The organism is Promicromonospora iranensis, assembly GCF_028994805.1.
Lineage (GTDB): Bacteria > Actinomycetota > Actinomycetes > Actinomycetales > Cellulomonadaceae > Promicromonospora > Promicromonospora iranensis.
Map to the genome: position 1 here is coordinate 325,196 of NZ_JAJQQP010000007.1, position 25,677 is coordinate 350,872.

At 71.0% G+C, this 25,677-nt stretch carries 22 protein-coding genes and 1 pseudogene; 16 read left to right on the forward strand and 7 right to left on the reverse strand.

Features of this window, described 5'->3' with window-relative positions; all coding sequences use genetic code 11:
- The first annotated feature begins 1 nt into the window (after position 1).
- From LUM46_RS14275 to LUM46_RS14305, 7 genes are all read left to right on the forward strand, one after another.
- A complete protein-coding gene (locus tag LUM46_RS14275) occupies positions 2–862 on the forward strand; it encodes a hypothetical protein (RefSeq protein WP_274994731.1) in 861 nt (286 codons plus the stop codon).
- A 220-nt stretch (positions 863–1,082) separates the two neighbouring features.
- Positions 1,083–2,330, forward strand: a complete 1,248-nt coding sequence (locus LUM46_RS14280) for an extracellular solute-binding protein (protein WP_274994732.1) — start codon at positions 1,083–1,085, stop codon at positions 2,328–2,330.
- Between the two features lie 92 nt (positions 2,331–2,422).
- Positions 2,423–3,298: a carbohydrate ABC transporter permease gene (locus LUM46_RS14285; protein ID WP_274994733.1), complete on the forward strand. Its 876-nt coding sequence runs from the start codon at positions 2,423–2,425 to the stop codon at positions 3,296–3,298.
- Positions 3,298–4,221 (forward strand): carbohydrate ABC transporter permease, encoded by a 924-nt coding sequence (locus LUM46_RS14290; protein ID WP_274994734.1) that lies wholly within the window; start codon positions 3,298–3,300, stop codon positions 4,219–4,221. Before LUM46_RS14285 ends, LUM46_RS14290 begins: the two co-directional genes overlap by 1 nt.
- A 212-nt stretch (positions 4,222–4,433) precedes the next feature.
- Complete coding sequence (locus tag LUM46_RS14295; protein ID WP_274994735.1) at positions 4,434–5,378, forward strand: methylenetetrahydrofolate reductase; 945 nt, start codon at positions 4,434–4,436, stop codon at positions 5,376–5,378.
- A gap of 172 nt (positions 5,379–5,550) precedes the next feature.
- Positions 5,551–6,006: an Hsp20/alpha crystallin family protein gene (locus tag LUM46_RS14300; protein ID WP_274994736.1), complete on the forward strand. Its 456-nt coding sequence runs from the start codon at positions 5,551–5,553 to the stop codon at positions 6,004–6,006.
- Positions 6,007–6,241: 235 nt separating this feature from the next.
- Positions 6,242–7,489 carry a golvesin C-terminal-like domain-containing protein gene (locus tag LUM46_RS14305; protein WP_274994739.1) on the forward strand — a complete coding sequence of 416 codons (1,248 nt, stop codon included), beginning with the start codon at positions 6,242–6,244 and terminating at the stop codon, positions 7,487–7,489.
- A 49-nt stretch (positions 7,490–7,538) separates the two neighbouring features.
- On the opposite strand, the gene LUM46_RS14310 is transcribed toward LUM46_RS14305, so the two are convergent.
- From LUM46_RS14310 to LUM46_RS14320, 3 genes are all read right to left on the reverse strand, one after another.
- The gene (locus LUM46_RS14310) at positions 7,539–8,183 is read right to left on the reverse strand and encodes a lysophospholipid acyltransferase family protein (RefSeq protein WP_274994740.1); all 645 of its coding nucleotides are present in this window, start codon (positions 8,181–8,183) and stop codon (positions 7,539–7,541) included.
- A gap of 90 nt (positions 8,184–8,273) precedes the next feature.
- On the reverse strand, positions 8,274–10,160 hold the full coding sequence (locus LUM46_RS14315; RefSeq protein WP_274994741.1) for a glycoside hydrolase family 2 protein: 1,887 nt from the start codon (positions 10,158–10,160) through the stop codon (positions 8,274–8,276).
- 174 nt (positions 10,161–10,334) lie between these two features.
- Positions 10,335–11,372 carry a LacI family DNA-binding transcriptional regulator gene (locus LUM46_RS14320; protein ID WP_274994742.1) on the reverse strand — a complete coding sequence of 346 codons (1,038 nt, stop codon included), beginning with the start codon at positions 11,370–11,372 and terminating at the stop codon, positions 10,335–10,337.
- Positions 11,373–11,578: 206 nt separating this feature from the next.
- Here LUM46_RS14320 and LUM46_RS14325 point away from each other — a divergent pair, with 206 nt between their 5' ends.
- The 4 genes from LUM46_RS14325 to LUM46_RS14340 are packed head-to-tail and all read left to right on the forward strand — an operon-like array spanning position 11,579 to position 15,875.
- Positions 11,579–12,877, forward strand: coding sequence for an extracellular solute-binding protein (locus LUM46_RS14325; protein ID WP_274994743.1), 1,299 nt, complete (start codon positions 11,579–11,581; stop codon positions 12,875–12,877).
- Positions 12,878–12,891: 14 nt separating this feature from the next.
- Entirely contained in the window at positions 12,892–13,860 is a 969-nt protein-coding gene (locus LUM46_RS14330; protein ID WP_274994744.1) for a carbohydrate ABC transporter permease, read from the forward strand.
- A gap of 1 nt (position 13,861) precedes the next feature.
- Positions 13,862–14,773: a carbohydrate ABC transporter permease gene (locus LUM46_RS14335; RefSeq protein ID WP_274994745.1), complete on the forward strand. Its 912-nt coding sequence runs from the start codon at positions 13,862–13,864 to the stop codon at positions 14,771–14,773.
- Positions 14,774–14,804: 31 nt separating this feature from the next.
- Complete coding sequence (locus LUM46_RS14340) at positions 14,805–15,875, forward strand: App1 family protein (RefSeq protein WP_274994746.1); 1,071 nt, start codon at positions 14,805–14,807, stop codon at positions 15,873–15,875.
- On the opposite strand, the gene LUM46_RS14345 is transcribed toward LUM46_RS14340, so the two are convergent.
- The gene (locus tag LUM46_RS14345) at positions 15,865–17,112 is read right to left on the reverse strand and encodes an NYN domain-containing protein (RefSeq protein WP_274994747.1); all 1,248 of its coding nucleotides are present in this window, start codon (positions 17,110–17,112) and stop codon (positions 15,865–15,867) included. The two genes, LUM46_RS14340 and LUM46_RS14345, sit on opposite strands and share 11 nt — an antisense overlap.
- 192 nt (positions 17,113–17,304) lie before the next feature.
- On the opposite strand from LUM46_RS14345, the gene LUM46_RS14350 reads away from it, so the two are divergent.
- Complete coding sequence (locus tag LUM46_RS14350) at positions 17,305–17,922, forward strand: TetR/AcrR family transcriptional regulator (RefSeq protein ID WP_274994748.1); 618 nt, start codon at positions 17,305–17,307, stop codon at positions 17,920–17,922.
- 30 nt (positions 17,923–17,952) lie between these two features.
- Positions 17,953–18,825, forward strand: coding sequence for an LLM class F420-dependent oxidoreductase (locus LUM46_RS14355; protein WP_274994750.1), 873 nt, complete (start codon positions 17,953–17,955; stop codon positions 18,823–18,825).
- A 3-nt stretch (positions 18,826–18,828) separates the two neighbouring features.
- Here LUM46_RS14355 and LUM46_RS14360 read toward each other — a convergent pair whose 3' ends face one another.
- Positions 18,829–19,476, reverse strand: a complete 648-nt coding sequence (locus tag LUM46_RS14360) for a DNA-3-methyladenine glycosylase I (protein WP_274994751.1) — start codon at positions 19,474–19,476, stop codon at positions 18,829–18,831.
- Between the two features lie 202 nt (positions 19,477–19,678).
- Here LUM46_RS14360 and LUM46_RS14365 point away from each other — a divergent pair, with 202 nt between their 5' ends.
- The 3 genes from LUM46_RS14365 to rlmC all read left to right on the forward strand — a co-directional run bounded on the left by LUM46_RS14365 (position 19,679) and on the right by rlmC (position 23,036).
- The gene (locus tag LUM46_RS14365) at positions 19,679–20,299 is read left to right on the forward strand and encodes a DinB family protein (RefSeq protein ID WP_274994752.1); all 621 of its coding nucleotides are present in this window, start codon (positions 19,679–19,681) and stop codon (positions 20,297–20,299) included.
- 33 nt (positions 20,300–20,332) lie between these two features.
- Positions 20,333–21,697 (forward strand): M15 family metallopeptidase, encoded by a 1,365-nt coding sequence (locus tag LUM46_RS14370; protein ID WP_274994754.1) that lies wholly within the window; start codon positions 20,333–20,335, stop codon positions 21,695–21,697.
- A gap of 112 nt (positions 21,698–21,809) precedes the next feature.
- Positions 21,810–23,036 (forward strand): 23S rRNA (uracil(747)-C(5))-methyltransferase RlmC, encoded by a 1,227-nt coding sequence (gene rlmC, locus LUM46_RS14375; RefSeq protein WP_274994755.1) that lies wholly within the window; start codon positions 21,810–21,812, stop codon positions 23,034–23,036.
- Between the two features lie 95 nt (positions 23,037–23,131).
- Here the strand turns inward: rlmC and LUM46_RS14380 are convergent, their stop codons facing one another.
- On the reverse strand, positions 23,132–24,613 hold the full coding sequence (locus LUM46_RS14380) for a zf-HC2 domain-containing protein (protein ID WP_274994756.1): 1,482 nt from the start codon (positions 24,611–24,613) through the stop codon (positions 23,132–23,134).
- A 199-nt stretch (positions 24,614–24,812) separates the two neighbouring features.
- Positions 24,813–25,677: pseudogene (locus tag LUM46_RS14385) on the reverse strand (hypothetical protein); the annotation flags it as partial.

Genomic DNA, 25,677 nt, shown 5'->3' on the forward strand with positions numbered 1-25,677 from the left:
GATGTCATTCCCCAGCGCACACCGCACCACCCTCTTCCGCCGCGGCCTCGTGGCACTGGCCACCTCTGCGACCCTCCTGGCCGGGGGCCTGGTCGCGGCCCCGTCGGCGCAGTCGTCGACGCCGCCGGTCGTCGATGTCCACCGGTCCGGCGGCACCACCGTCACCACGTCGATGTCCGCGTGGGGCTCCACGGTCGGCGGCTCCGTGCCCGAGCAGGAGCTCGACCCCGCGACGGTCAGGTACTCCGTCGCGCTCGATGCGTCCGGCGGCACCATGCTGGGCGCGCGGGCCGAGGTCACGGTGAAGAAGATCAGCCACCGGCAGGTGCGCGTGCGCACGATCGAGATGGAGCGCAGCTCCACCGGGTTCCGGAGCCGGGGCACCCTGGTCTTCAACGGGGCGGTCATCCACCCGGGGACGTACCACGTGGGCGTCGAGGTGTTCACGGTGGTGCTCAAGCCTGACGGCACCCGGGTTCGGCACCTCGTCGACGTGGACCAGGGCAGCACGGTGCGGATCCGCCGCGCGACCCAGACCGACGGCGCCATCACCACGCAGGCGACCGACGGACGTCCTGCACGGATCGACGCCACCGTGCGGCAGCTGACCGTCGGCGGCGGGGTGCTCGCGTGGGACCTGGTCCCACGGGGTACGGCACACCTGTCGTTCGACGCGGACGGCCCGCGGGGCGAGAAGAAGGCTGTGTTCGTACGGAGCCTGAGGATCGGGTCCGACGCCCGGGTCTCCACGGTCGTGGAGTCCCGCAAGGGATGGTGGAAGGTCACCTACCCGGGTACCTCCCGCCTCGCCAACTCCGTGGCGTGGATCGGACAGGGCGTCCCGGGCGGTTGCGGCTGCTGATCGCACAGGCGGGTCGCCAGGCCGCCGGCGCCAGCCCGGAGGCACACCGAAGGAGGGTCGCAGCATCGTGCTGCGGCCCTCCTTTCTGGCTTCCTCGCTGGGCTCGTGGGCCTTCCTGGGTCACCGTGTCACCTGTGTGTCACAGGTTTGTTAGAACCATTGACAGATTATGGGTCAAGTGAAAACGTGACCTGCACCACCACGAAGGAGAGGGACGGCAATGGCCCAGTACAAGAGGCTCGGCGGGATCATGGCGATCACGCTGGCCGCGACAACCGGACTGACAGCCTGCGGGTTCGGCGGCTCCGGCGGCGGAGAAGAGAGTGGTGACGGAACCACGCTCGACCTGCTCGTCCCCAGCTACTCCGATGCCACGCAGGGGCTGTGGAACGACGTGATCGCCGGGTTCGAGGAAGAGAACCCCGACGTCCAGGTCAACCTCCAGGTCGAGTCCTGGGACAACCTCGAATCGGTCATCGCCACCCGCATCCAGGGCGGCGACGCACCCGACATCTACAACGGTGGTCCGTTCGCCGGCTTTGCCGAGGACGAGCTGCTGTACCCGGTGGACGAGGTCACGTCCGACGAGACCTACGCCAGCTTCCAGCCCTCGTTCCTGGACAACGCCCAGGTCGACGGCACCACTTACGGCCTGCCGTGGATCGCTTCCTCGCGTGCGCTGTTCGTCAACGACGCGCTCCTCGAGGAGGCGGGCGCCGAGGTGCCCGCCACCTGGGACGAGCTGCTCGAGTCCGCCAAGAAGGTCTCGGAGCTCGGTGGTGGCGTGGCCGGCTACGGCATGCCGCTCGGTTCCGAGGAGGCCCAGGCCGAGGCAGCGGTGTGGCTGTGGGGCGGCGGCGGATCCTTCGGGGACGCCGAGGCGATCACCATCGACACCCCGGAGAACCTCGAGGGCGCCGAGTTCATCAAGAAGATGATCGACGAGGGCGCCACGCAGGCCGACGCCGGCGCGACCGACCGCAGCCCGCTCTTCGACATCTTCGTCCAGGGCAAGATCGGCATGCAGATCGGCCTGCCGCCGAGCGTCGGCCAGATCGAGAGCGACAACCCGGACCTCGAGTACTCGATCCACCCGATCCCGACCAAGGACGGCGAGCCGTTCACGCTGGGCGTGGCCGACCACCTCATGGCCTTCAAGAACGACGGCGACAAGCAGGAGGCCATCACCTCCTTCTTCGACTACCTGTACACCGCCGACGTCTACGTCCCGTGGGTCCAGGCCGAGGGCTTCCTGCCCACCACCCTGTCGGCCTCGGAGCAGCTCGCCGACGACGAGGCGCTCGCCCCGTTCCTCGAGGGGCTGCCGGACGCGCAGTTCTACCCGAGCACCAACCCGGACTGGAACGCCGCGGACTCCGCGTTCAAGGCGCTGTTCGGCCAGCTCGGCGGCGACAAGTCGGCGCAGGACGTCCTGACCGAGATCCAGGCGCGGGTCGACGAGGGCTGACGCCTCGGAAGACCGCCGTGCGGGGCGTGCGAAGGACCGCACACCCCGCACGGGACCACAGACGAACTAGCACGGAAAGCACGGGGAACCTGGTGAAGGACCTGTTGAAGGCCCTGCCGTGGATCGGGCCCGCGGTCGCACTCATTGCGGCAGTGGTCCTGTTCCCGATCGGCCTGATGCTCTGGAACTCGACACGCGACATCACGCAGAGCGGCCTGGACGACGGAGGTGTCGGCCTCGCGAACTTCGCGGCGGTGGTCGGCTTCCAGTACTTCTGGCCGATTCTCGGGCGGACGGTCGTCTGGGTGGTCGTCGTCGTGGCCTGCACGCTGTTCGGGTCGCTCGCGCTCGCGGCGCTGCTGAACAAGGCGTTCCCGGGTCGCCGTCTCGTACGGATGGCCGTGATCGTGCCCTGGGCCGCCAGCGTGGTCATGACGACGCTGGTGGTGCACTACGGCCTCGAGCCGTACTTCGGCATCATCAACTCGTTCCTCGTGGACATCGGCCTGATCGACACGCCCGAGGGCTACGGCTGGACCCGGCACGCGGGCACCGCGTTCGCGTGGGCCATGGCGGTCGCCGTCTTCGTGTCGCTGCCGTTCACCACCTACACGATCCTGGCCGGGCTGCAGACCGTTCCCGGCGAGACCGTCGAGGCCGCGCGCATCGACGGCGCGAGCGGGGTGCGGACGTACTTCAGCGTCGTGCTGCCGCAGCTGCGGAGCGCGGTGTCGGTGGCGGTGCTGATCAACATCATCAACGTGTTCAACTCGCTGCCGATCCTGCGCGTCATGACGGGCTCCATACCCGGGTACGACGCCGACACCGTCATGACCATGATCTTCAAGTACATGCAGAACCAGCGGCAGATCGACCTGGCCAGCGCGCTGTCCGTCATCGCGTTCCTGGTGGTCATCGGGATCGTCGCCATCTACGTGCGGGTCGTCCGCCCCCTGGAGGAGGTCTGATGGCCGCGATCACCGAGCCGGGTACGGCCCCGCGCAAGGCGGCCCGCCCGACGTCGGGCGACCGGACGCGCGTGCGGAAGTACACCGCGGACCAGGTGCCCCTGGGGTCCCTGCTCCTGCGCATGCTCGCCGGGCTCGTCGTGCTGGTGGTGTTCCTGCTCCCGTACCTGATCATGTTCTTCGGCTCGGTGAAGACGAAGGCCGAGATCAGGTCCGTCGACCCCACCTACTTCCCCACGGAGTGGCACTGGGAGAACTACGCCACGATGTGGTCCACCCCCGAGACGCCGCTGCTGCAGAACCTGATCTCCACCCTGGTGATCTCGCTGTGCGCCACGCTCCTCGTGCTCGCCGTCGCGTTGCCCGCGTCCTACTACACGGCGCGGTTCCGGTTCCCGGGGCGACTCGTCTTCCTGTTCCTCGTGATCGTGACCCAGATGGTGCAGCCGGCCGTCCTGACCTCGGGCCTCTTCCGGCAGTTCATCGCGTGGGGGATCCTCGATACCTGGGCGGCGATGATCCTGGTCAACGCCGCGTTCAACCTGTCGTTCGCGGTCTGGATCATGCACAGCTTCTTCGCGGGCATCCCGAAGGAGGTCGACGAGGCGGCGCAGCTGGACGGCGCCGGCACCTTCACCGTCCTGACGAAGATCAACCTGCCGCTCGTGTGGCCCGGGATCGTGACCGCCGTCGTGTTCACGTTCGTCGCGTCCTGGAACGAGTTCGCGGCCTCGCTCGTGCTGCTGACGACGGCGGGGAACCAGCCGTTGTCGGTGGCGCTGACCAAGTTCGTGGGCCAGTACGAGACGTCGTGGCACTACGTCTTCGGGGTGTCCGTCGTGGCGATCGTGCCCGTCGTGATCCTGTTCATGGCCATCGAGAAGCGGCTGGTGGGCGGCCTGGTCTCGGGGTCGGTGAAGTAGCCGCGCGGAGGAGCGAGCAGTCGGTGGACCAGGCCGTCTCGATCACCGGACGAAATCTGTCCCAGTGGTGGACATGCGCTTAGCATGGTGGCGAACCCATCCAGAGCGGTCGAGAGTCCTGGCTCCCTGACACCGCAGCAACCTGCAGACTTCCTGCCCGCAGCCGTGGCGCGTGGACGTAAGGTGCTCACGCCAGGTTCGATGGAGCAGCCATGGTCGTCGAGGGATATCCGCACCGCCCCACAGTGTCGTTCGAGCTGATGCCTCCGCGTCGGCCCGAGGCCGCGCCCAACTTCTGGGAGACGGCGCAGCGGCTCGTGGCGGCACGCCCGGACTTCGTGTCCGTCACCTACGGTGCGGCCGGGGGTGACCGGGCGACCTCGCGCGAGGTGCTCGCCACCCTCCTCCGGGGTACGCCGGTGCTGCCGGTGGCCCACCTGACCTGCGTCGGCGCGTCCCGTGAGGACGTCTCCGAGGTGATCGACGAGTTCCTCGAGGCCGGCGTGCGCTCCTTCCTCGCCCTGCGGGGGGACCCGCCGCGCGACGAGCCGAACTGGAACCCGCCGGCCGACGGTGTGCGGTCCAGTGTCGACCTGGTCCGCCTGCTCACCCAGGTGGACCAGCGCCGGGTCGCCGCTGACGCGAGCGCTGCCCTGCGGGCCGCCACCCGGCCGCTCACCATCGCCGTGGCGACGTTCCCGGACGGCAACCCCGGCGCCGGCACCACCCGCGACCAGGAGGTCCGGCGGCTGCTGGAGAAGCAGGAGGCGGGCGCGAGCTTCGCGATCACCCAGTTCTTCTACCGGGCCGAGTCCTACACCGGGTTCCTCGAGGCGGCGCGCTCGGCGGGCGTGACCATACCGATCCTCGCCGGGATCCTGCCCGCCACGGAGGCACGCCGGCTGCGTCGCGTCGAGGAGCTCACGGGCGTCGCGGCCCCTTCCGACCTCCTACGGGACCTCGACCGGCTCACCGCGCCCGACGGCGCCGTCGACCCCGAGGCGCAGCACGAGCACGGCCTGCAGTACTCCACCGCGCTCGCGCGCGAGGTGCTCGACGCCGGGGCGCCCGGTGTGCACGTGTACACGTTCAACAAGCACCGGCCGGCTCTTGACCTGCTCGAACGCGTGGGGCTGACGGGCCGCGCCGCGGCCTGACGGCGGTGGCCCGCCGGAGGCGTTCGCCGGAAGTGATCGACCGGGTTCCCTCTTGGCACTCTCGGGGTGAGAGTGCCAGAATTGGTGGCGTAGCCGGACGGCGGACAGCCCGCCGTCGAGCGCTGCGGCCCTGGAAGGGCCAGGGCCGCATCGTCGTAGGAGGTGATGCGCGATGGCTACCTACTGGGACCCGTTCCAGGAGATGGACCGGCTGTTCGGCACCGTCGCCGGCAACGCACGGCAGTCCGGCGGCATGCCGATGGACCTGTTCCGCACGGGTGACCACTACGTCCTGTCGATGGACCTGCCCGGCGTCGACCCCGGCACCATCGACGTGTCGGTCGAGGACCGGACGCTCACGGTCCGCGCCGAGCGCACGCAACGGTCCGACGGCGACGCCCAGTGGCTGGTTCGCGAGCGGCCCGCGGGAACGTTCGCACGGCAGCTCACGGTCGGTCGCGGGCTCGCTCTCGACAGCATCTCCGCCTCGTACGCCGACGGCGTGCTGTCCCTGACGATCCCCGTCAGCGAGGAGGCGAAGCCGCGCAAGGTCGAGGTGGCGCACACCGCCGGCGCGACCCCGATCGGTCAGGGCGCGACGGAGAGCCAGCAGACCATCGAGTCCTGATCCCCTGCGGGCGACGCCCGCCGTCGGACCCACAGGCCACGCGCGTGGCCTGTGGGTCCGACGGGTGTGCGGCGAGGTGAGCAGAGGCCGACCGGGTGCGGTGTCTGGTGCGGCGCGGTGTGCCCATCGCACCGCGGACATCCCCCAGATGTGATGTACCGGGCGGTGACCGCCGGGCTGGATACTCCACATGACCTGGATCGACCCCAGCGTGACCAGATCGTGGAGGACACCCGTGCACACACACGACCACTCGCACGACCACAGCCCTGCCGACCGGACCCTGCCCCACCCGACCTCGCCCGACAGGACCGCGCTCGGCCGGCGTGACCTGTTGCGCAGCGCCGTCGTCCTCGGCATCGGTGCCGCGGGTGCGACGATCGCGGCTCCCGCCGTCGCCGCTCCGGCCGGTGCGGCGCCGGCGAGTGCCGCTCCGGCCCGTGACGGGGACGCCCCGCCGTCGCTCGCGCCGGACCCGGAGGCCCCTGCCGACGCGCCCAGAGGCGCGCTGGCCGGCGTGGAGGTCGCGGCGCCGACCATCGCGAGCTGCGCCACCTGGGGCGCCGCAGCCGCGCGGGGCACCATCGACACGGTCTCGACCAACCCGAACAAGATCCTGATCCACCACACGGCGTCGGCGAACGTCACCGACTACTCGCAGGCCGCCGGGTACCGGATCGCGCGGGACATCCAGCAGTGGCACTTCGCCAATGGCTGGGTGGACACCGGCCAGCACCTCACGCTGAGCCGCGGCGGGTACGTCATGGAGGGACGGCACGGATCGCTGTCCCGGCTGCGGAACGGCAGCGGCACGGTGGTGGGCGCACACGCCCCCGGCCAGAACAGCCAGGCCATCGGCATCGAGAACCAGGGCACCTACACGAGCGCGACGCCGCCCGCGCAGCTCTGGAGCCGCCTCGTCGAGCTGTGCGCGTACATCTGCGACCAGTACGGGATCGCGCCGACGCAGATCTACGGGCACCGGGACTACACCGCGACCGCCTGCCCCGGGGACGTCCTGTACGCGATGCTGCCCCAGCTGCGCTCCGAGGTGGCGGCCGCCCTGGCGGGCTCGAGCTGGTCCGTCATCGTGGACAACACAGCAGCCGGCTTCGCGGCGGGACCGTCGTGGCAGACGTCGTCCTTCTCGGCCGAGCGGTACGGCACCAGCTACCGCTACGCGACGCCCGCGGAGGTCAGCGACCTGGCGACGTACTCGGCGACCATCCCGTCCAACGGCTCGTACCGGGTGGAGGCGTGGTTCCCCGGGATCGCCGGCTACAACACGTCGACCCCGTTCATCGTCCACACCGGTACCGGCTCGTCGACGATCCGCGTCGACCAGTCCACGGGCGGCGGCGCCTGGCTCTCGCTCGGCACGTACGCCATGACGGCGGGCACCCGGACGGTGGTGGCGGTCAGCCGCTGGACCCAGGGCACGGCGTACGTCATCGCGGACGCCATCCGGATCACCCGCCTGTAGCTCTCCTCGCCCAAGTGACTACCTTGCGGGAGGTGAGTGAGGGGCCTCGTCAGTCGTCGGCGCGCTCCTGGCCGCTCATGGCCTGGATGGACTGCATGACCTGCTCGGTCAGCTCGCGCCGGGCCTGGGCGGGCTTGGTGCCCGCGGCGATCTGGCGGGACGGGTCGATCGGCACCCCGAAGTGCAGCTCGACGCGTGCGAACCGCGGCATCTTGCCGATCGGCTTCACCTTGTCCGTCCCGAGCAGCGCGACGGGCACGACGGGCGCCTTGCCGGTCAGCGCGAGCCAGGCGACGCCGGTGTGCCCCTTGTGCAGCTTGCCGTCGCGCGAGCGGGTGCCCTCCGGGTAGATGCCGAACGCTCCACCGCGCTGCAGCACGGCCAGCGCGTCCTCGAGGGAACGCTGGCCGGCACGGGGGTCGTCCCGCTGCACCGGGATGTCGCCCATCTTGGTGAAGAACCAGCGCGAGAAGCGCCCCTTGATCCCCTTGCCGGTCCAGTACTCGGCCTTGGCCAGGAACGCGACATGGCGCGGCGCCATGATCGGGATGAGCAGCGAGTCGATGAACGACAGGTGGTTGCTCGCCAGGATCACGGCGCCGTGCTTCGGGATGTTGTGCAGGCCGGTGACGCGCGGGCGCAGAAGCACGAGCACGAGGATCGAGAGGATGAGCTTGAGGAACCGGTACGTCACCGGCCTATTGTGCACCCCTCAAGCGACCCTGTGGACGGGGTGATATGTGGTGAAAAAGGCTAAAGAGACCTACAAGGTCCTGTCGACCGGTCAGGATGCCTGGTCAGCGGCGTCGCGGTCCGCCACCTCGATGGCCGCGACCTGGACCTGGACCTCCCGCACGCGAGCGACGTCGAGCTTCTCGCTGCGGTCGAACCGGTAGACCCCGTTCTCCTCCTGGAACACGTCGGTGAGCTGCGTGTAGCAGTAGCCGAACATGCGCGGGTCGCCGAGCAGTGCGTCGGTCAGGCCGCGGAACCGGGCGTGGAACTCCTCCTCGTCCGCGACGCGCTGGCCGTAACCCCACGAGTCGGGCGAGTTTCCCGTGGCGGTGGCCGCCACCTCCGGGTTCCACCAGATCCCGCCGTACTCGCTGACGAAGTACGGCTGGCCGCGGTAGGGCACCGACATCGTGGTGCCGTTCTCGCGGGCGTTCTCGTACGGCGCGCCCTCGGCGAGGCCGCCCACCAGCTTCGCGAACTGCGCGGGCTCCTGCTCATACAGGTGGGAGTCCCAGATGTCGGTCTCGAGGACGCGGTGCGAGTAGCCGCTGGCGTCGAGCACCGGCCGCGACGGGTCCGCCACCTTGGTGGCGAGCCACATGGCCCGGGTGACGTCGTCCAGCTGCGTGATGCGGTCGTGCAGGTCCTGGTGCGTCTCGTTGAGTGGGCACCAGCCGATGATCGACGGGTGCGAGTGGTCGCGCTGCAGCGCCTCCATCCACTCGGCCACGTACGACGTCGTCGGGCGCTGGCCGTCGGCGGGGGTGCCGTAGCCGCTGACACCCCAGTCGCCGAACTCGCCCCACACGAGGTAGCCCAGCCGGTCCGCGTGGAACAGGTAGCGCTCCTCGAAGACCTTCTGGTGCAGCCGGGCGCCGTTGAACCCGGCTGCGAGTCCCAGCTCGATGTCGCGCGCGAGCGCGTCGTCGGACGGCGCGGTCATCAGTGACTCGGGCCAGTAGCCCTGGTCCAGGACGAGCCGCTGGAACACCGCCTCGCCGTTGATCCGCACGACCTGGCCGTCGATGGACACGGAGCGCAGGCCCGCGTACGAGCGCACGGCGTCGACGACGGCGCCGTCGGCGTCATGCAGCTCGATGTCCACGCCGTACAGGTGCGGGTCGCCGGGCCCCCAGGTGCGCACGCGTTCCGCGGGGACGACGGCGCGCAGCGCGGGCGCCAGGTCCAGGTCGGCGCGGGCGGTGGCGGTGGCCACCACGCCGTCGGCGTCGGACACGGTGACCGTCACCGTGTGGCCGCGCCGGTTCGCGGAGAGCGGCACGACGACGTCGAACGCCGAGCTGGACAGGTCCGGCGTGATCCGCGGTCGGCGCAGGTGCGCGGCGGGCACGGGCTCCAGCCACACGGTCTGCCAGATCCCTGTGGTGCGGGTGTAGTTGCACTCGAAGTTCGCGTAGCGGTTGCTCTGCTTGCCCCGCGCCTGCGGCCCGTGCCGGGTGTCCCGGGCCCGCACGACGACGGTGACCGTGTCGCCGGGGCTCGCGATGCCGTGCAGGTCGGCGGTGAACGGGGTGAACCCGCCGCGGTGGCGCACGACCTCGGTTCCCTCCACCCACACCGTGGTGTCGTGGTCGACGGCGCCGAAGTGCAGCAGGACGTGCGGGTCGTCGCCGACGGCGGACCACTCGGCGGGCACGGTGACCTCGCGGCGGTACCAGACGGCCTCAAGGAAGTCGGTGTTCTCGACGCCGGAGAGCTGCGACTCGGGCGCGAACGGCACGACGATCTCGCTCTGGAGCGGCCGCTCGACGAGGCCGCGCTCCAGGCCGGAGTCGCCCGAGTCGATCTCGAACTGCCAGGTGCCGTTGAGGTTGAGCCAGCGGTCGCGGGCCATCTGCGGGCGGGGGTACTCGGGGCGCGGGACGGCGGTGGCCGTTGGTTCGCCGGCGGGCGAGAAGCGGTCGAGGAAGGTCATCAGCTGCTCCGTTGCGTCTACGACAGGTGCGCGGCGATTCAACACGGCTTCGATCAGGAATGCAACGTTGTATCACGGGGAGGCGCCGCTGAGCCGTCTCTGCAGCGCGTCAACGGCGCTCCCGCGGCGGAACCGTATGGATCGCCTCGTCGGGCCCGCTCCCTGCTCACGGGCTCAGTCGCGACTGCTCTCCCGGACCAGCAGGCGATGGGGCACGAGCGCGTCCACCGGCTCGACGGAAGGCTTCTCGAGCTGGGCGATGATCCGGTCCACGGCGGTCTCGGCGATCGCGCGCAGGTCCGGCGCCACGGTGGTCAGAGAAGGGTTCGAGTACCGGCCGTCGTCCGTGTTGTCCCAGCCCGTCACGGCGAGGTCGGCGGGGACCCGCACACCGTTGCGGCGCAGCGCGTACAGCGCCCCGAGGGCGAGCTCGTCGTTCGCGCACACCAGCCCGTCGATCTGGCCGATCCGGGGCAGCACCTGCTCGACGGCGTCGGCTCCCGACGGGCGCGAGAACTGGGGGACCTGGAGCACCCAGCGCTCGTCGACGTCGATGCCGGCGGCGGCGTGGGCGTCGAGGAATCCCTGGACACGCTGCGCGCCGGTGCGGCCGGCGCCGGGCGGCTCGGCGCCCAGGAAGCCGAGTCTGCTTCGTCCTGACTCCAGCAGGTGGGTGGTGACCTGTGCCGCCGCGTCGACGTTGTCGATGCTGACATGGTCCGTCCGCCGCTCGCGGCCGGGGTCCGGGTCGGCCCGCTCGCCCAGCAGCACGAGGGGAACCGGGCCCCTGACCTCGTCGATCTCGGCGGGGGCCAGCTCCAGGGGCGAGAAGATGATGCCGTCGATCGCCTGGACGTCGAAGCCGCGCGCCACCTCGAGCTCGGTGTCGCGGGAGGACCGCGTCTCCTCGATCAGTACGCGGTACCCGCGGGAGCTGCCGACGTCGATCACCTCGTGGGCCAGCACCGAGAAGTACGGCGCGTGCACCCACGGCACCGCGAGGGCGAGCGTGTTGGTCCGTCCTCGCCGTAGCTGGCGTCCCGCGAGGTTGGGCCGGTAGCCCAGCTCGGCGATCACCGCCTCGACCCGCGCCCTGGTCGCGTCCCCGACGCGGCCCGTGTCGTTCACAACGTTGGAGACGGTTTTCCAGGAGACGCCCGCCGCAGCGGCGACCTCCTTGATGCCGACGCGGCGGCCCGCTTGTTCCGACAACCCATCACTTCCTTCCGCACCGTTGCCCCTTGACGGGACGCCGTGCCTAGTCCATCGTGATCCAACGTTGGAGCGCAACGTTGCACCATTGGAGGTCGACGATGACCCTGCTAAGTGGACGTGCCGTCCCGGGGCAAGGAAGCCCTGGGACCGCGTCAAGAACCCGTGGTCGGGCAGAGAGCTCCGGCGGCCTGAGTCGCCGGGACGTGCTGCGCGCAGCTCTGGTGGGCGCCGGCGGTGTCGCGCTCGGCGGGGCGCTCGCCGGCTGCGCCGCACCCGGCGCCGCCACTGCGGGCAAGACGCCTGTCAGGATCTGGGACCTGTTCTCGGGCGGTGACGGCGCGCTCATGCAGGAGATGGTGGGAAGCGTCGCGTCGGCCAACCCGGGTATCGCGGTCGAGTCGACGACGCTCGAGTGGGGGCCGCCGTACTACACGAAGCTCGCCATGGCGTCGTCCGGTGGACGGCCGCCCGAGGCCGCCGTCATGCACCTGTCGCGGCTGGCCGGGTACGCACCGGGTGGGCTGCTGGAGCCGTTCGACCTGGACGTGCTCGCCCAGCTCGGCGTGCGCGAGGAGCACTTCGCACCCGCCGTGTGGCAGAAGGCGCAGTACGACGGACAGCTCTATGCCCTGCCGCTGGACACCCACCCGTACATCACGTTCCACAACCCGACGATCATCAAGGACGCCGGCCTCGCGCGAGCGGACGGCAAGCTCGACCTGGACGCCGTCGCGGGGGCGGACGCCTTCCTCGAGGCAGGCCGCGCGATGGCCGAGGTCACGGGTGAGACGGGCGTCGGCTGGGGCTATCAGCGGGACCCCGCCGGATGCTGGCGCATGTTCTGGGGCCTCTACTCACAGAACGGCGGAGACTACGAGCTCACGCCGGGCCGCCCGGCGGCGCTCGACGAGGAGGCCGCCGCAGAGGTCTTCGAGTTCCTGCAGGCCATGGTCGACGGCACGGTCGCCGCGCGGAACCAGGACGGCAACGCGGCTGCCGCTCGCTTCATGTCGCAGCGCACGGGCATGATGTTCGCCGGGGAGTGGGACCTGCCGATGTTCCGTGGCGCGCTGCCCGACGTCGGGGCCACGCAGTTCCCGGCGATCTTCGACACGCCGGCCAACTACGCCGACTCCCACGCGTTCGTGCTGCCGCGGCAGGTGACGCCGGACCCCGCCGGGCGCGAGGCGACGTACCGCGTGCTCGCCGGCCTCCTCAAGGAGAGCCTCACCTGGGCCTCGGCGGGGCACGTCCCCGCCTACCAGCCCATCGTCGAGGACCCCGCCTACCAGGAGCTCACGCCGCAGCGCGACTACGCGCCCGCCGCCGAGATCGCCGTCTTCGACCCCGATGCCTGGTTCACGGGCGGCGGCAGCGACTTCCAGACGCGCATGGCCGACGCGATGACGGACACCCTGGCGGGCACCGCGCCTCCCCGTACCGCCGTGACCCGAATGCTGAGCGTCATGGACCGGTTCCTCGCCCAGCCCAACCCCGCCTGATCGAGAGGACGACGATGACTGTCTCGAAAACCGGCGTCACCGCGCCCGCGGGGCCGGCGCTGTCCGACCGGCGGTCCGCCGAGGGGCGCCGCCCCACGCGTGCTGCCACGCCCCGCAAGCCCATGCGCGAACGTGACAGGTCCGGTTATCTGTTCGTCGCGCCGTTCGCCCTCGCCACCGGGCTCTTCCTGGTCGTGCCCACGCTCTACGGCCTGTGGATGAGCTTCACGAACCAGAGCCTCACGGGTACCGGCAGCGAGTTCATCGGGTTCGCCAACTACCTCGAGGCCTTCAGCGACCCGCAGGTCTGGCAGACCCTCTGGCACACCGTCTGGTTCACCATCCTCAGCACCATCCCCCTGGTGGTGGTGGCCCTCGTCATGGCGCTGCTGGTGCACACCGGCCTGCCGGGCCAGTGGGTGTGGCGCATGTCGTTCTTCGCGCCCTACCTGCTGACCAGTGCCGTCGTCTGGCACCTGAGCAACTGGATGTTCCAGCCCGACATCGGCCTGCTCGACACCTGGATGACCGGCCTGGGCCTCCAGCCGCTGGGCTGGCTCACCGACGAGAACGTCGCGATGTTCTCCATCGCCGGCGTCACCGTGTGGTGGACCGTCGGCTTCAACTTCCTGCTGTACCTCGCCGCGCTGCAGAGCATCCCGGCCCAGCAGTACGAGGCGGCGACCATCGACGGCGCGGGCGGCTGGCGGCGGCTGTTCTCCATCACGCTGCCCCAGCTACGCACGATCACCGGCGTCATCGTGGTGCTGCAGCTCCTGGCCTCGCTCAAGGTCTTCGACCAGATCTACCTGCTGACCAAGGGCGGCCCGAACGGCAGCACGCGGCCGATCCTGGAGTACATCTACGACACCGGCTTCACCAACTACCGGCTCGGCTACGCCTCAGCGATCTCCTACGTGTTCTTCGCCCTGATCCTCATATTCACCCTGGTGCGGCTCCTGCCGGCCCGGAAGGAGGCCTGAGATGGCTGTCGCCGACATCGCTGAGGTCCGCCGGACGAAGGCACTGCAGGAGCGGGCCGAGAACCAGGCGCTCACCAGGCTGACCATCGGCCCGTCCCCGTGGGCGCGAGCCGGGGCGCTCGCGGCGCTCGCCGTACTGGCCGGCATCTGGCTCGTGCCGCTCGTGTGGGGCGCCGTCACCAGCTTCAAGCACGAGGCCGAGGCCGCGCTCCCCGCGTCGTTGCTGCCCACCATGGGCTGGACGCTGGACGCCTACCAGAAGGTGCTCGGCAGCAGCGACCTGGTGCTGTGGATGTGGAACAGCCTGGTGGTGGCCGTGCTGGTCACGGCGATCACCGTGCTGATCTCCGCGATGGCGGCCTTCGCGTTCTCGCAGACCCTCTTCAAGGGCCGGGCCCTGATGCAGTGGCTCACGCTCGCGGCGATCATGATGCCGGGGCAGATCCTCATCGTGCCGCTGTTCCGGGAGATGCAGGTGCTGGGGCTCGTGGACACGTTCGCGGGCATCGTGCTGCCGCAGGTCGTGGCGCCCGTGATGGTGTTCATCCTCAAGCGGTTCTTCGACGCGATCCCGCAGGAGCTGCTCGACGCCGCCCGGATCGACGGTGCCGGATCGTGGCGGCTGTTCTGGACCATCGTGCTGCCGTTGTCGAGGTCGATCCTCGTGGCGGTCGCGATCTTCGTGTTCATCGGCGCGTGGAACAACTTCCTGTGGCCGTTCATCATCACCACCGACCCGCAGTTCATGACCCTGCCCGTCGGCCTGTCCACGGTGAAGGACGCCTACGGCGTGCAGTACGCGCAGAACATGGCCTCCGCGATGATCGCGGCACTGCCCCTGCTGATCGTGTTCATGCTGTTCCAGCGCCGCATCGTGCAGGGCGTCGCGACGACCGGTATGGGCGGGCAGTAGGTGAGTGGGCGGTAGCAGGCGACAATCGGGTGTGGCTACTCCGACCCCGCACCCCTCACAGCGCCCGCACCTCGCCGCGGTGGTGGAGGACCACTTCTACGCCGCGGCGGGGTGGGTGCTCCGCCGCGCCGGCTGGCGCCCGCGCCTCGAGACCTACAGCGGATACGGCACACCGGACAAGGTGCGGGTGCTCGCTCGCGTGCTGCTCTCGCGGCCGCGTCCGCCCGCCCCGGACCTGGAGGCCCACCGCGCAGGCCGGCGCGGGTTCCGCCACTTCCTCACGGTCCCGGTGCCCCACCGTCGTGTCCTGCTCGAGGTGGGCGGCCGCACCGCCGTCGTAGCGAGCGACCGTGCCGGTTACGTCGACGTCGAGATCCCCACCGGCTCCGCGCTGGCGGCGGGCTGGCAGTCCGCCGTCCTGACGGTGCTCGACGAGCCTTATCCGTGGGAGGCCGAGGCGGCCATCCGGGTGCTCGACGAGCACACGCGGTTCGGCGTCATCAGCGACATGGACGACACGACCATGGTGACCGCGGTGCCGCGGCCGCTGCTCGCGGCGTGGAACACGTTCGTCCGGCACTCCAGCGGACGGCGGGCGGTACCGGGCATGCCCGAGCTGTACCGGACGCTGCAGGAGGTCCACCCGGACGCCGGCTTCTTCTACCTGTCGACCGGGGCCTGGAACACCGCGAACACCCTGCGTGCCTTCCTCGCGCGGCACGCCTACCCGCGGGGGCCGCTGCTCCTCACGGACTGGGGTCCCACCCTCACCGGGTGGTTCCGCAGCGGACCGGCGCACAAGGAGGCGAGCCTGGAGCACCTGATGTCCTGGTTCCCCCACGTGTGCTGGCTGCTCATCGGTGACGACGGCCAGCACGACCCGGAGATCTACGCGCAGGCCGTGGACCGGCGCCCCGACCACGTGCGTGCGGTGGCGATCAGGCAGCTCACCGGCGGGCAGCGGGTGCTCGCCGGGAACATGCCGAACGCCGACCCGACGGAGCCCGGCATCGACCCGCCGCAGGTGCCGACGGTCGCCGGCAGGGACGGCGCGGAGCTCACCCGCCGACTCGCCGGGGTGCCCGGTGTGCTCAGGCGGTGACGAGGTAGTCGTCGGCGTCGTCGTCCCAGGCCAGGGAGACCGCGCCCGCCACTTCCGCCGCCTTCGCGAACTGCAGGAACCCGCGGAAACCGAGCGCCTTCTCCGAGAAGTCGGGGCGCTTTTTGCGCACCGCGTTCTTGAGGCCGGACAGGGCAGCCGATCCGTTCGACTCCTGCACCACGGTCCGCAGCAGCACGAAGGCCGAGTCGGTGTTGCCCTGCTCCGGCAGCGACACCTCCGGGTCGCCCGCCGAGGGACCCGTCGCGAGCTCGACGAAGCCACGGTCCGCGAGGAACCGCAGGAACTCGCCGAACGTGCGGAAGCCGTAGTCCGACTCGCTGAACGTGGCGTCCTTGCGCAGCAGCGTCCGCTTGAGGGCGGAGGCCGTCACCGGGCCGCTCGTGGAGGACTGCAGGTCCGCGAGGGTCTGCGCCACCCGAACCTCCATGGGGGCGTCGCTCGACGCCGGAGCCTCCTCCTCCTGCTCGTTCGCGTCGATCTCGGCCTCGGGCGCGACATCGACCGGCGCGGGGGCAGGCTCGGCCTTCTTGCGGCGCCGGGTGGCGGGCTTCGCCTCGGGCTCGACGGCGGCGTCGGGCGCGGGAGCCTCGGCGACAGCCTCCGCCACCGCTTCGGCGGCCTTGGTGCGGCGCGACGCGGTGGGGGCCTTCTGGGCTGCGGCACGCTCGGGTGCCGCAGCCGGCCTGCGTGAACGGGTGCCGCGCTTCGGGGCGGGGGTACTCAGGTCGTCGTCGGGCACCTCGACGCCTTCGAGGCGGTCGTAGAAGAGGAACTCGTCGCACGCGGCGGGCAGCAGTCGCGACGTCGACTTCTCGACACCGACGCCGATGACGCGCTTGTTCAGCTCACGCAGCTTGTGGACGAGCGGCGAGAAGTCGCTGTCGCCCGTGCACATCACGAACGTCGAGATGTAGTCGCGCTCGAAGGCCATCTCGATGGCGTCGACCACCATCTTGATGTCGGCGGCGTTCTTGCGGGAGGCGCCCATCCGCTGTGTCATCTCGATCAGCTCGACCTGGTGCCGGGTCAGCATGCGACGGTCCTCGTCGAAGTACGACCAGTCCGCGTAGGCCCGGCGCGCGACGACCCGGCCGCGCACGGCGAGGGCGTCGGCGATCGGGCCGAAGTCGAACTGCATCCCGCCGAGGTGCTCCCGGGCGCCCAGCGCCAGGTTCTCGTAGTCGATGAAGACAGCAAGGCGTTCTTCGAGGTCCATGCTCGCCACCCTATGGGGTTTCCTGGCCACAGGTTTCGTCTGCGCCGAGGCTCCGGGCGACCGGACGCGTCCGTACCGGTCGCGGCGCCGCGACCGTCGTCGAGCACGCGGCGGCCGGGCGAAGGGGTGAAATCTGCCGTGTCGAGCCGCTCTCTCCGGGCCCAGGAGCCGCTTGTTCCCTACTATCGCCCTATGGCTGAGGTGACCAGCGGGCACGACGACCCGATCTCCAGCCGGAGTCGGATCATCGCGGCTGCGGCGCGTCTCACCTGCGCCGACGGCTGGTCCAAGGTGACCATGGGGCGTCTCGCCCAGGAGGCGGGGGTGAGCAGGCAGACCGTCTACAACGCCGTGGGCAGTCGCGAGGACCTCGCCGAGGCGATGGTGCTGACGGAGTCGGCCCAGTTCATCTTCACGATCGTCGAGGGCTTCGAGAAGCATCCCGAGGACCTGCTGCCGGCGATTCACGAAGCCCTGGAGAACACGCTCGTGCTCGCCGAGGGGAACGCGCTGCTGCGCGCGGTCGTCTCCGCGACCCACGGTGCGGACACGGAGCTGCTGCCTTTGCTCACCACACACTCGGAGTCGCTGCTCGGCACGCTGATGGTCGTGGTGCAGGACCGGGTGGACCGGTACGAGATCGACCTGGAGCCGGAGCGGATCACGGCGGTCATCGACATCGTCGTCCGGTCGGTGCTGAGCCACGTCATGCAGCCGACGGCGACACCGCGCGAGACCGCGGCCTCGATCACGTGGCTCGTCGCACGGGTCCTCGGCCGCACCGAGGAGCTCGCAGCCTTCCGCGCTTGACGCCACGCGTCGGAGTAGGAGGATCGAGGCATGCGAATCGGCACCCACTTCATGCGTTTCGACTCGATCGAGCCCGCCGCGATGCGTACCGAGCTGGCGGACGCCGCCCGGTACGCGGACGACGGCGGCGTCGCGTGGGTCTCCGTGATGGACCACTACTTCCAGATGGAGCACCAGGGCTTTCCGGCGTCGGACCCGATGCTGGAGGCATACACGACCCTGGGCTACCTCGCCGGGGTGACCGAGAACGTGCAGCTCGGCGCACTGGTCACGGGCGTGACGTATCGCTACCCCGGCCTCCTCGCGAAGATCGTCGCCTCGCTCGACGTCGTCTCGGGCGGGCGCGCCACGTACGGCATCGGCGCCGCGTGGTACGACAAGGAGCACGCGGCCCTCGGCGTGCCGTTCCCGCCGCTCAAGGACCGCTTCGAGATGCTCGAGGAGACGGTCCGGATCGCGCGCCAGATGTACGACCTGGACAACGACGGCCCGTTCGAGGGCAAGCACTACCAGCTCGCCGAGACCATCTGCTCGCCGCCGCCGCTGTCCGGCCCGGAGATCATGATCGGTGGGTCGGGGGAGAAGGTGACCCTCCGGCTGGTGGCCCGCTACGCGGACGCGTGCAACCTGTTCGCGGAGACGCCCGAACGGCTGCGGCACCTGCTGGACGTGCTGCACCGGCACTGTGACGACGTCGGGCGCGATCCCGCTGACATCCGCATCACGATGCTGCACCGCGGCGCGCCGATCGGCCCCGGTGACACGGCAGCCTTCGTCGAGGAGATGCGCGGCTTCGCCCGGCACGGGGTGGACACGGTCATCCTGCGCCCGCCGGCCACGTCGCTCGCCGAGTGGGTCCGCGACGCCGTCCTCCCGGTGGTGGAGCCGTGCGCGGAGCTGTGACGGTCAGGCGCCGGACCCCGGTGTGACCGCCGGGGTGCTGGCCGCCCGGGTGCGCCCCAGCACCACGGGGCAGGTCGCGACGTGGTCGTCCACGAGGCCGCAGGCCTGCATCGCCGCGTAGGCCGTGGTGGGGCCGATGAACCGGAACCCGTCCTTCTTCATCGCCTTGCTCATGGCCTTCGACTCGGGGGTCCAGCCCGGTACGTCACCGAAGGCGGCGGGGCGCTCGCGCGTACCCGGTTCGGGCGCGAAGGACCAGAACAGCTCGTCGAGCGTGCGCCCGGAGTCGTGCAGTGCGACCACCGCCCGCGCGTTGTCGATGGTGGCCTCGATCTTCATGCGGTTCCGGATGATGCGGGCGTCGGTGAGCAGCCGCTCGACGTCGTCCGGTCCGAAGGCCGCCACCTTCTCCGGGTCGAACCCCTCGAAGACCTCGCGGAACGCCGGGCGCTTGCGCAGCACCGTGATCCAGGAGAGCCCGGACTGGAAGCCCTCCAGCGCTATGCGTTCGAGCAGGGCCCCCTCACCGTGGACGGGTACGCCCCACTCCTCGTCGTGGTACGCCTCGTAGAGCGGGTCGCCGTCGCCGAAGCAGCGCAGCGCCGCGGCCGGCGCCGCCGTCGTGTCGTCTGTCCTGGGATCACGTGTCACGGCACCACTCTGACGCACACCGCTGACGCTCCACGGGTTCCGGCCGCTCACCTGTGCACAACGTCCGAAAACCGCTGCCTGTGGTCGCGCCCGGACTCGGTGAACCTGCTGTTCGCGGAGTGGTGGCTGCACCGCAAGCCGAACAAGCGAGCCCGGTGCAAAGAGGTCGTCGAATGTCGGTGCCCGGGGACACACTGTCCCCATGGCACAGACGACTGACGGCACCACCGGCTCGGGTGAGCCGGCACAGAAGCAGATCCTGAAGAAGTACCTGAACGAGTCCCGTGAGGCCCTCCTGTGGAAGCTGGAGGGCCTCACGGAGAAGCAGGCCCGCTGGCCCCTGGTGCCCTCCGGCAACAACCTGCTCGGCCTGGTGAAGCACTGCGCCAACACCGAGATCGGCTACCTCGGCACCACCTTCGGCCGGGAGTGGCCCGACCCCGAGGAGCTCGTGTCCGACCAGGCGCTGGACGAGGACCCCCAGGCGGACTGGTACGCGACGGCGAACGAGTCGATCGCCTCGGTGTCGGACCTCTACCGCAGGTCCTGGGCGTTCTGCGACGAGACCATCGACCTGCTGCCCCTCGACACCGTCGGTCGCGTGCCCTGGTGGGGGGACCGCGAGGTCACGCTCTTCCAGATCATCGTTCACGTGACCAACGAGAACGCGCGGCACGCCGGGCATGCCGACATCCTGCGTGAGCTCACGGACAAGTCCGTGGGCCTCGTCGCCGGCAACACCAACATCCCGGACTGGCAGGCGGGCGAGGCTGCCGTCTACATCGACAAGCTCAAGAACCTCGCGGAACGGGCAGGCAACTAGCGTCCGGGCTCCGGATTCGCCACACTTCGGCCCATGCCCCTCAACGCGGAGCCGCCCGCACCCGCTGGACCCCCCCTCGACGGCGCCCCGGACACGCAGAGCCCGTCCCCCGGCACCGCCGAGTCGTCGCATGACACGCAGCCCGCGGTCGCGGCACCCGGCTGGGCGGGTACGCCGTCCGACGGCGGGACGATGCGACCGCTGGTCGTCTTCCTGGTCGCCGCGGCCGTCGCACTGGTCGGCAGCATCGTGTTCGCGCTCGTGCACGTCGGCAACCAGCGCGAGCAGGAGCAGCTGGCCGACGCCCGCGCCGTCGTCGTGCAGGCCGTGGACGAAGGGCGCACGGCGCAGGAGAGCCTGGCCGAGCAGATCACGGCCGCGGAAAAGGTCCTCACGGTCTCCGAAGGCAAGGTGGTCGACGCCGCCGTCCGCACCGACCTGGCCGACCACGTCGCCGCGGCCAAGAAGCTCGGCGTGACGCAGCCGCCGTCCGTCCCCGAGCCCGGCACCCCCGGGCTCGAGACGGCGGAGGACATCGACGCGCTGGAGGCCCGGGCGACCGAGTGGGCGATCACCCTACGTGACACCTCGACGACCCTCGTCGCGGCCACCGAGGACGTGCGGGCGTCGCACCAGCAGTGGCAGCAGAAGCGCAAGGACGCACAGGCCAGGGCCGCCACGGCAGCAGAACGGGCGAGGAAGGAAGCCGCACAGCTCCCGACGGCGCAGGCGAAGCTGACGTCGGTCACCGCCCAGCTCAAGATCTCCGTGCGCGACTCCGGGTACACCCTGAGCTGGACCGCCGATGCCGGAGCTCCTGGTGCCGTCCGCAGCGCCCTCGAGACCCATCGTGCCGAAGGCCAGGCGGCGCTCGCGGCGAGCGGGAACATGAACGACCTGCGGTCGGTGCGGACGATCAGCCAGCGTCGGGAGGCGGCGCGGGCGGCGATCGAGGCGGCGGCCTGGGAAGCGCGCGCGACGGTGGCCGACGGCTCGAACGGTCGGCTCGAGCTGGACGCCCTCTGCAAGGTAGGGGTCGGGCCCGAGGGGCAGGACCAGTACCTGCGGTGCGACGCGGCCGAGGCCTGGAAGGAGCTCGGGAAGCGGTTCGAGGCGGAGTTCGGCAAGCCGCTGCGTGTGGAGTACGGCTACCGCCCCTACGACTGGCAGCTGCAGGCGCTCGACGAGTTCGGCAGCGGCCTGGTGGCCGCACCGGGCACGTCGAACCACGGCTGGGCGCTGGCGGTGGACGTGCCCGTGGACGACGGCTTCCGGTTCGGGCATCCCGAGTACGAGTGGCTCGCCGCCAACGGTCCCGAGGCCGGCTGGCACCACCCCGAGTGGGCGCGGGCGGGCGGCGGCCGCGAGGAGCCGTGGCACTTCGAGTACCAGGACTGACGGCCGCGCTCGCCCCGGACGGCGTGACGGCGTCCGGGGCGGGGTTCCCGTCCGACGGAGCGTGACCAGGTCGTCATCGCGCTCGGGCGGCCCGGTGGCTGATACTGGTGGGGTGCAGTGCCCTCACTACGACGCCGGCCGCTGCCACTCCTGCACCCTCCTGGAGATCGACTACCCCACCCAGGTGCTCGACAAGGAGCGGCACGTCGCCGCGCTCCTCGCCCCGGTCTCGACGGTGTCGACGGTCTCGACCTCCGGGTCCGGGCCGACCCATGAGGTGACCGGCTCGGGCCTGACCTGGCTCCCCGCCGTCAAGAGCGTGGAGTCGGGCTTCCGGAACAAGGCGAAGATGGTGGTCAGCGGCACTGTCGCCGAGCCGGTGCTCGGCATCCTGGACGGTGTCGGCCGGGGGGTCGACCTGACGGACTGCGGGCTCTATCCCGACGTGCTCCAGGCGGCCTTCGCGCCCCTCGCGGCGTTCGTCACGCGGGCCGGGCTGGAGCCCTACCAGGTCTCCGGCCGGGGCAAGCGTGCGCAGCAGCGCGGCGAGCTCAAGTACATCCTGGTCACCCTGTCGCCCGACGGCGAGCTCATGGTCCGGTTCGTGCTGCGCTCCCAGGAGGCCATAGCGCGTCTCCGCAAGCACCTGGCCTCGCTGCAGGAGGAGCTTCCCGCCCTGGCGGTCGCGTCGGCGAACATCCAGCCCGTGCACGCCGCGGTGCTCGAGGGTGACCTCGAGATCCCGCTCACCGAGCGCACCACCCTGCCGATGCGCATCGACGACATCACTCTCGACCTGCGCCCGCAGAGCTTCTTCCAGACCAACACCGCGGTCGCCACCGAGCTCTACCGGCAGGCCCGCGACTGGGTGGACGAGGTGGGCCCGAGCAGCCTCTGGGACCTGTACTGCGGGGTGGGCGGCTTCGCGCTGCACTGCGCCGCTCCGGGCCGCGCCGTCACCGGCATCGAGATCAGCGCGGAGGCGGTGGCGGCGGCGTCGGGCACCGTGGCGACGCTGCGCGACGGCGCAGGCGCCGAGCGCTTCCGTGACGTCACGTTCGCCGCAGGTGACGCGACGGCGTTCGCGGTCGGGCCGGATGCCCCCGCTCTGCCTGAGATGGTGATCGTGAACCCGCCGCGGCGAGGCATCGGCGCGGACCTCGCACGATGGCTGGAGACCTCAGGGATCGAGCACGTCCTGTACTCGAGCTGCAACGCGACCACGCTCGCCAAGGATCTCGCCGCGATGCCGTCGCTGCGGCCGGTGCGCGGGCGCCTGCTCGACATGTTTCCCCAGACCTCGCACTACGAGGTGCTCGTGCTCCTGCACCGGGAGTGATCGAGAGCGCCCTGCCGGCGTCCTGCTCGTCCCCGCCCCCGTGGCCGCAGCGCGGACGGCCTGTTCCCGGACACGTCGCACGTCGAGCCGCCCGATCAGCCCCGGTGCGGGTTCCCTCGTCCCGGGTTCGACCGGGCGCTGCCGTCGTCGGAGCGCCCAGGGCTCGATGCCGAGCCTGACACGCCGGGCGAGCCCTCGTCCTTCGTGGCCTGGCCGGGCGGGATCCTGTCCTGTCTCGCCTGGCCGGGCGGTGTCCCGTCCTGCTTCGCCCGGCCGGGTGGCGTCCCGTCCTGCGCGGCACGGCCCGGTGGGGTCTTGTCCTGCTTCGCGAGGCCGGGCGGGGTCTTGTCGGTGCCGGTCCCGCCGGGCGTGGCGGTCCCGGGCGTGTCGGGCGGTCCCTGGTCGTCGGTCCTCTCCGACCGGCCGGGGGGCAGCTCGTCCTTCTCCTTCGCGAGGCCCGGAGGCACGTCGTCCTTCTTCGTCAGACCGGGCGGCAAGCCGTCCTGCTTCGCGAGCCCCGGTGGTACGCCGTCACCCTTCCCCGCGCCTGGCGTGACAGACCTCGTCGGCTCGGGGAGGTTCGTCGGGTCCTCCGCCCGGGAGGCCGGCGCAGCGCCTCGGGCGGCGGTCCTCGCGACGTCCGGCGTGGAGACGGAGACGACCCCGGTCTCGGGGAACGTCGGCAGGGCTCCCGCTCCGCCTGCCACGCCCGTCGTGACGGCGGTCGTGATGAAGAGGCCACCGGCGACCGTCGCCGTCAGGCTGACGGGATCGGTCAGCGCGCTGCGGATGGTCATGACCGCGCGGGTGCCCAGGGTGGTGAGACCGCCACCGAGCCCGACCCCGGTCACGCCCGCGCCGGCGGCGGCAGCGACCGCGGTGCTCGTCTTCGCGGCGGTGGCGGCGCCGAGGAGGAGGACCGGTGCGGCCGCGCGCAGCATCCAGTACGACTCACGCACGTCGACGAACGCCCTGGTGCAGCCCGGGCACTGAACCATGTGGTCCTCCACCTTCTGCCGACGTCCCGGCAGGAGGCGGTTTCGCACGAAGTCGTGCATCGACGCTCGGGTGGACTCGCACTCGACGTTGTCGGCCGTGCCGACGTGCGTCTCGGCGAAGCTGCTCGCGAGCCGGTTCTCGGCGCGACGCAGGCGCCGCTTGGCGGCGTAGGGCAGCACCCCGATCTCGTCGGCGATCGCGGCGACCGTGCGGGACCCCACATGGTGGTCCCACAGCAGCTGCTGGTCTCCGGCAGGCAGCCGCTCCATCGCGGTGGTCAGCACCTCGAAGTCCAGAGCACGCCGGACCGGCGCGCTGACGGCCTCGGTGTGCGAGGCCTGGTCGGCAGACGGGGGTTCTGCGTGCGCCATCTCCAGCGCCGCGTCCAGCGAAGCAGCGGTCCAGAACGCGACAGGGTCAGGCACGCCGCCGTGCTTGATGAGCTCGACGCACAACAGCTCCAGTCCGCGGCTCGCGGCCAGCTCGGGGTCGATGCCGGGCACACGCCGGGCGACCATGAGCACGACAGCGCGGCGGTACGCCGCCCACTGGCTGAGGTCCGCGCTGGTGACGGTCACGCCGCCCCCCTCCCACACACGGCAGGGCGCCGCGTGACCTCACGTTGCACAAGACCTCGGGCGTGCATGCTCGCAAAGAACGCAGGCGCAGGGAAGGTGCGGACGGGGTCGAGGGACGATCTTGGGCTGTCGCCCAGCAGTGCTGTGCGCTCGCACAGCGGCGAGGAGATGCGGGCCAGGTAGCGAGCCCGCATCACCATCAGCTCCCGGCCGCTGTTCGAGCGTCGTCGACGGCCTGTTCGGTGGTGCTGGTGACCGTGCCGAACAGCAGGTCCCAGATCTCGTCCAGCGTGGTCGTCGCCAGATCGATGCCGGGCAGGCCGGAGAGGCCCAGACCGGCGAGCAGGTCGCCCAGCGCCGTGCCGATCCCGGGCGTCTCCGGAACTTCCGGCTCGGGTGGCCTGGGCGGGCTCGGCGGCTCGACGGGTTCTTCCGGCGCGGGGTCGGTCGGAGGCTCCGGATCGGGTTCGTCCGTGCCGCCACCGGACCCCGGGGGCGAGTCGGAGCCGGGGTCGGACGCCGGTGGTCGGTCCTCGGGCGCCGGTCTTGGCGCCGGCGCCGGGTCCGGTGCCGGTGCCGGTGCCGGTGCGGGCGCCGGTGCGGGGGCGTCCTGCTCGGGAGCCGTCACCGGCGTCGGCACGGCGTCTTCCCTGGGCGTCGTGGCAGGGCGGGGCTCGGGGTCCGCGGGCGGGATCGACGGCGGCCGCTCCTGCGTGGTGTCCTCAGAAGTGCTCGGGGTGTCACCACCACCCGCGCCGCCACCAGCTTCTGCGCCGGTGCCTCCCGCACCGTCACCGCTGCCCCCCGCGGCTGCTCCAGCCTCCTCGATGGCCTGGACCGGTGGCTGGTCGTCCTGGTGGGCGATCAGGGCGGCAGCGCCTGCACCGACGGCCAGGACGGCGAGGACTCCGGCGGCGACGGCGGTCTGCTTCGTGCCGGACGAGCGCGGGCGGGTGCCGGTGGCGCCGACGGTTCCGGTACCGATCGCGGCGGTGCCGACCGCTGCGGTGGCCCAGCCGCCGGCGATGAGGTGCTGGCCGAGGTCGCGCAGCATCCAGGACACC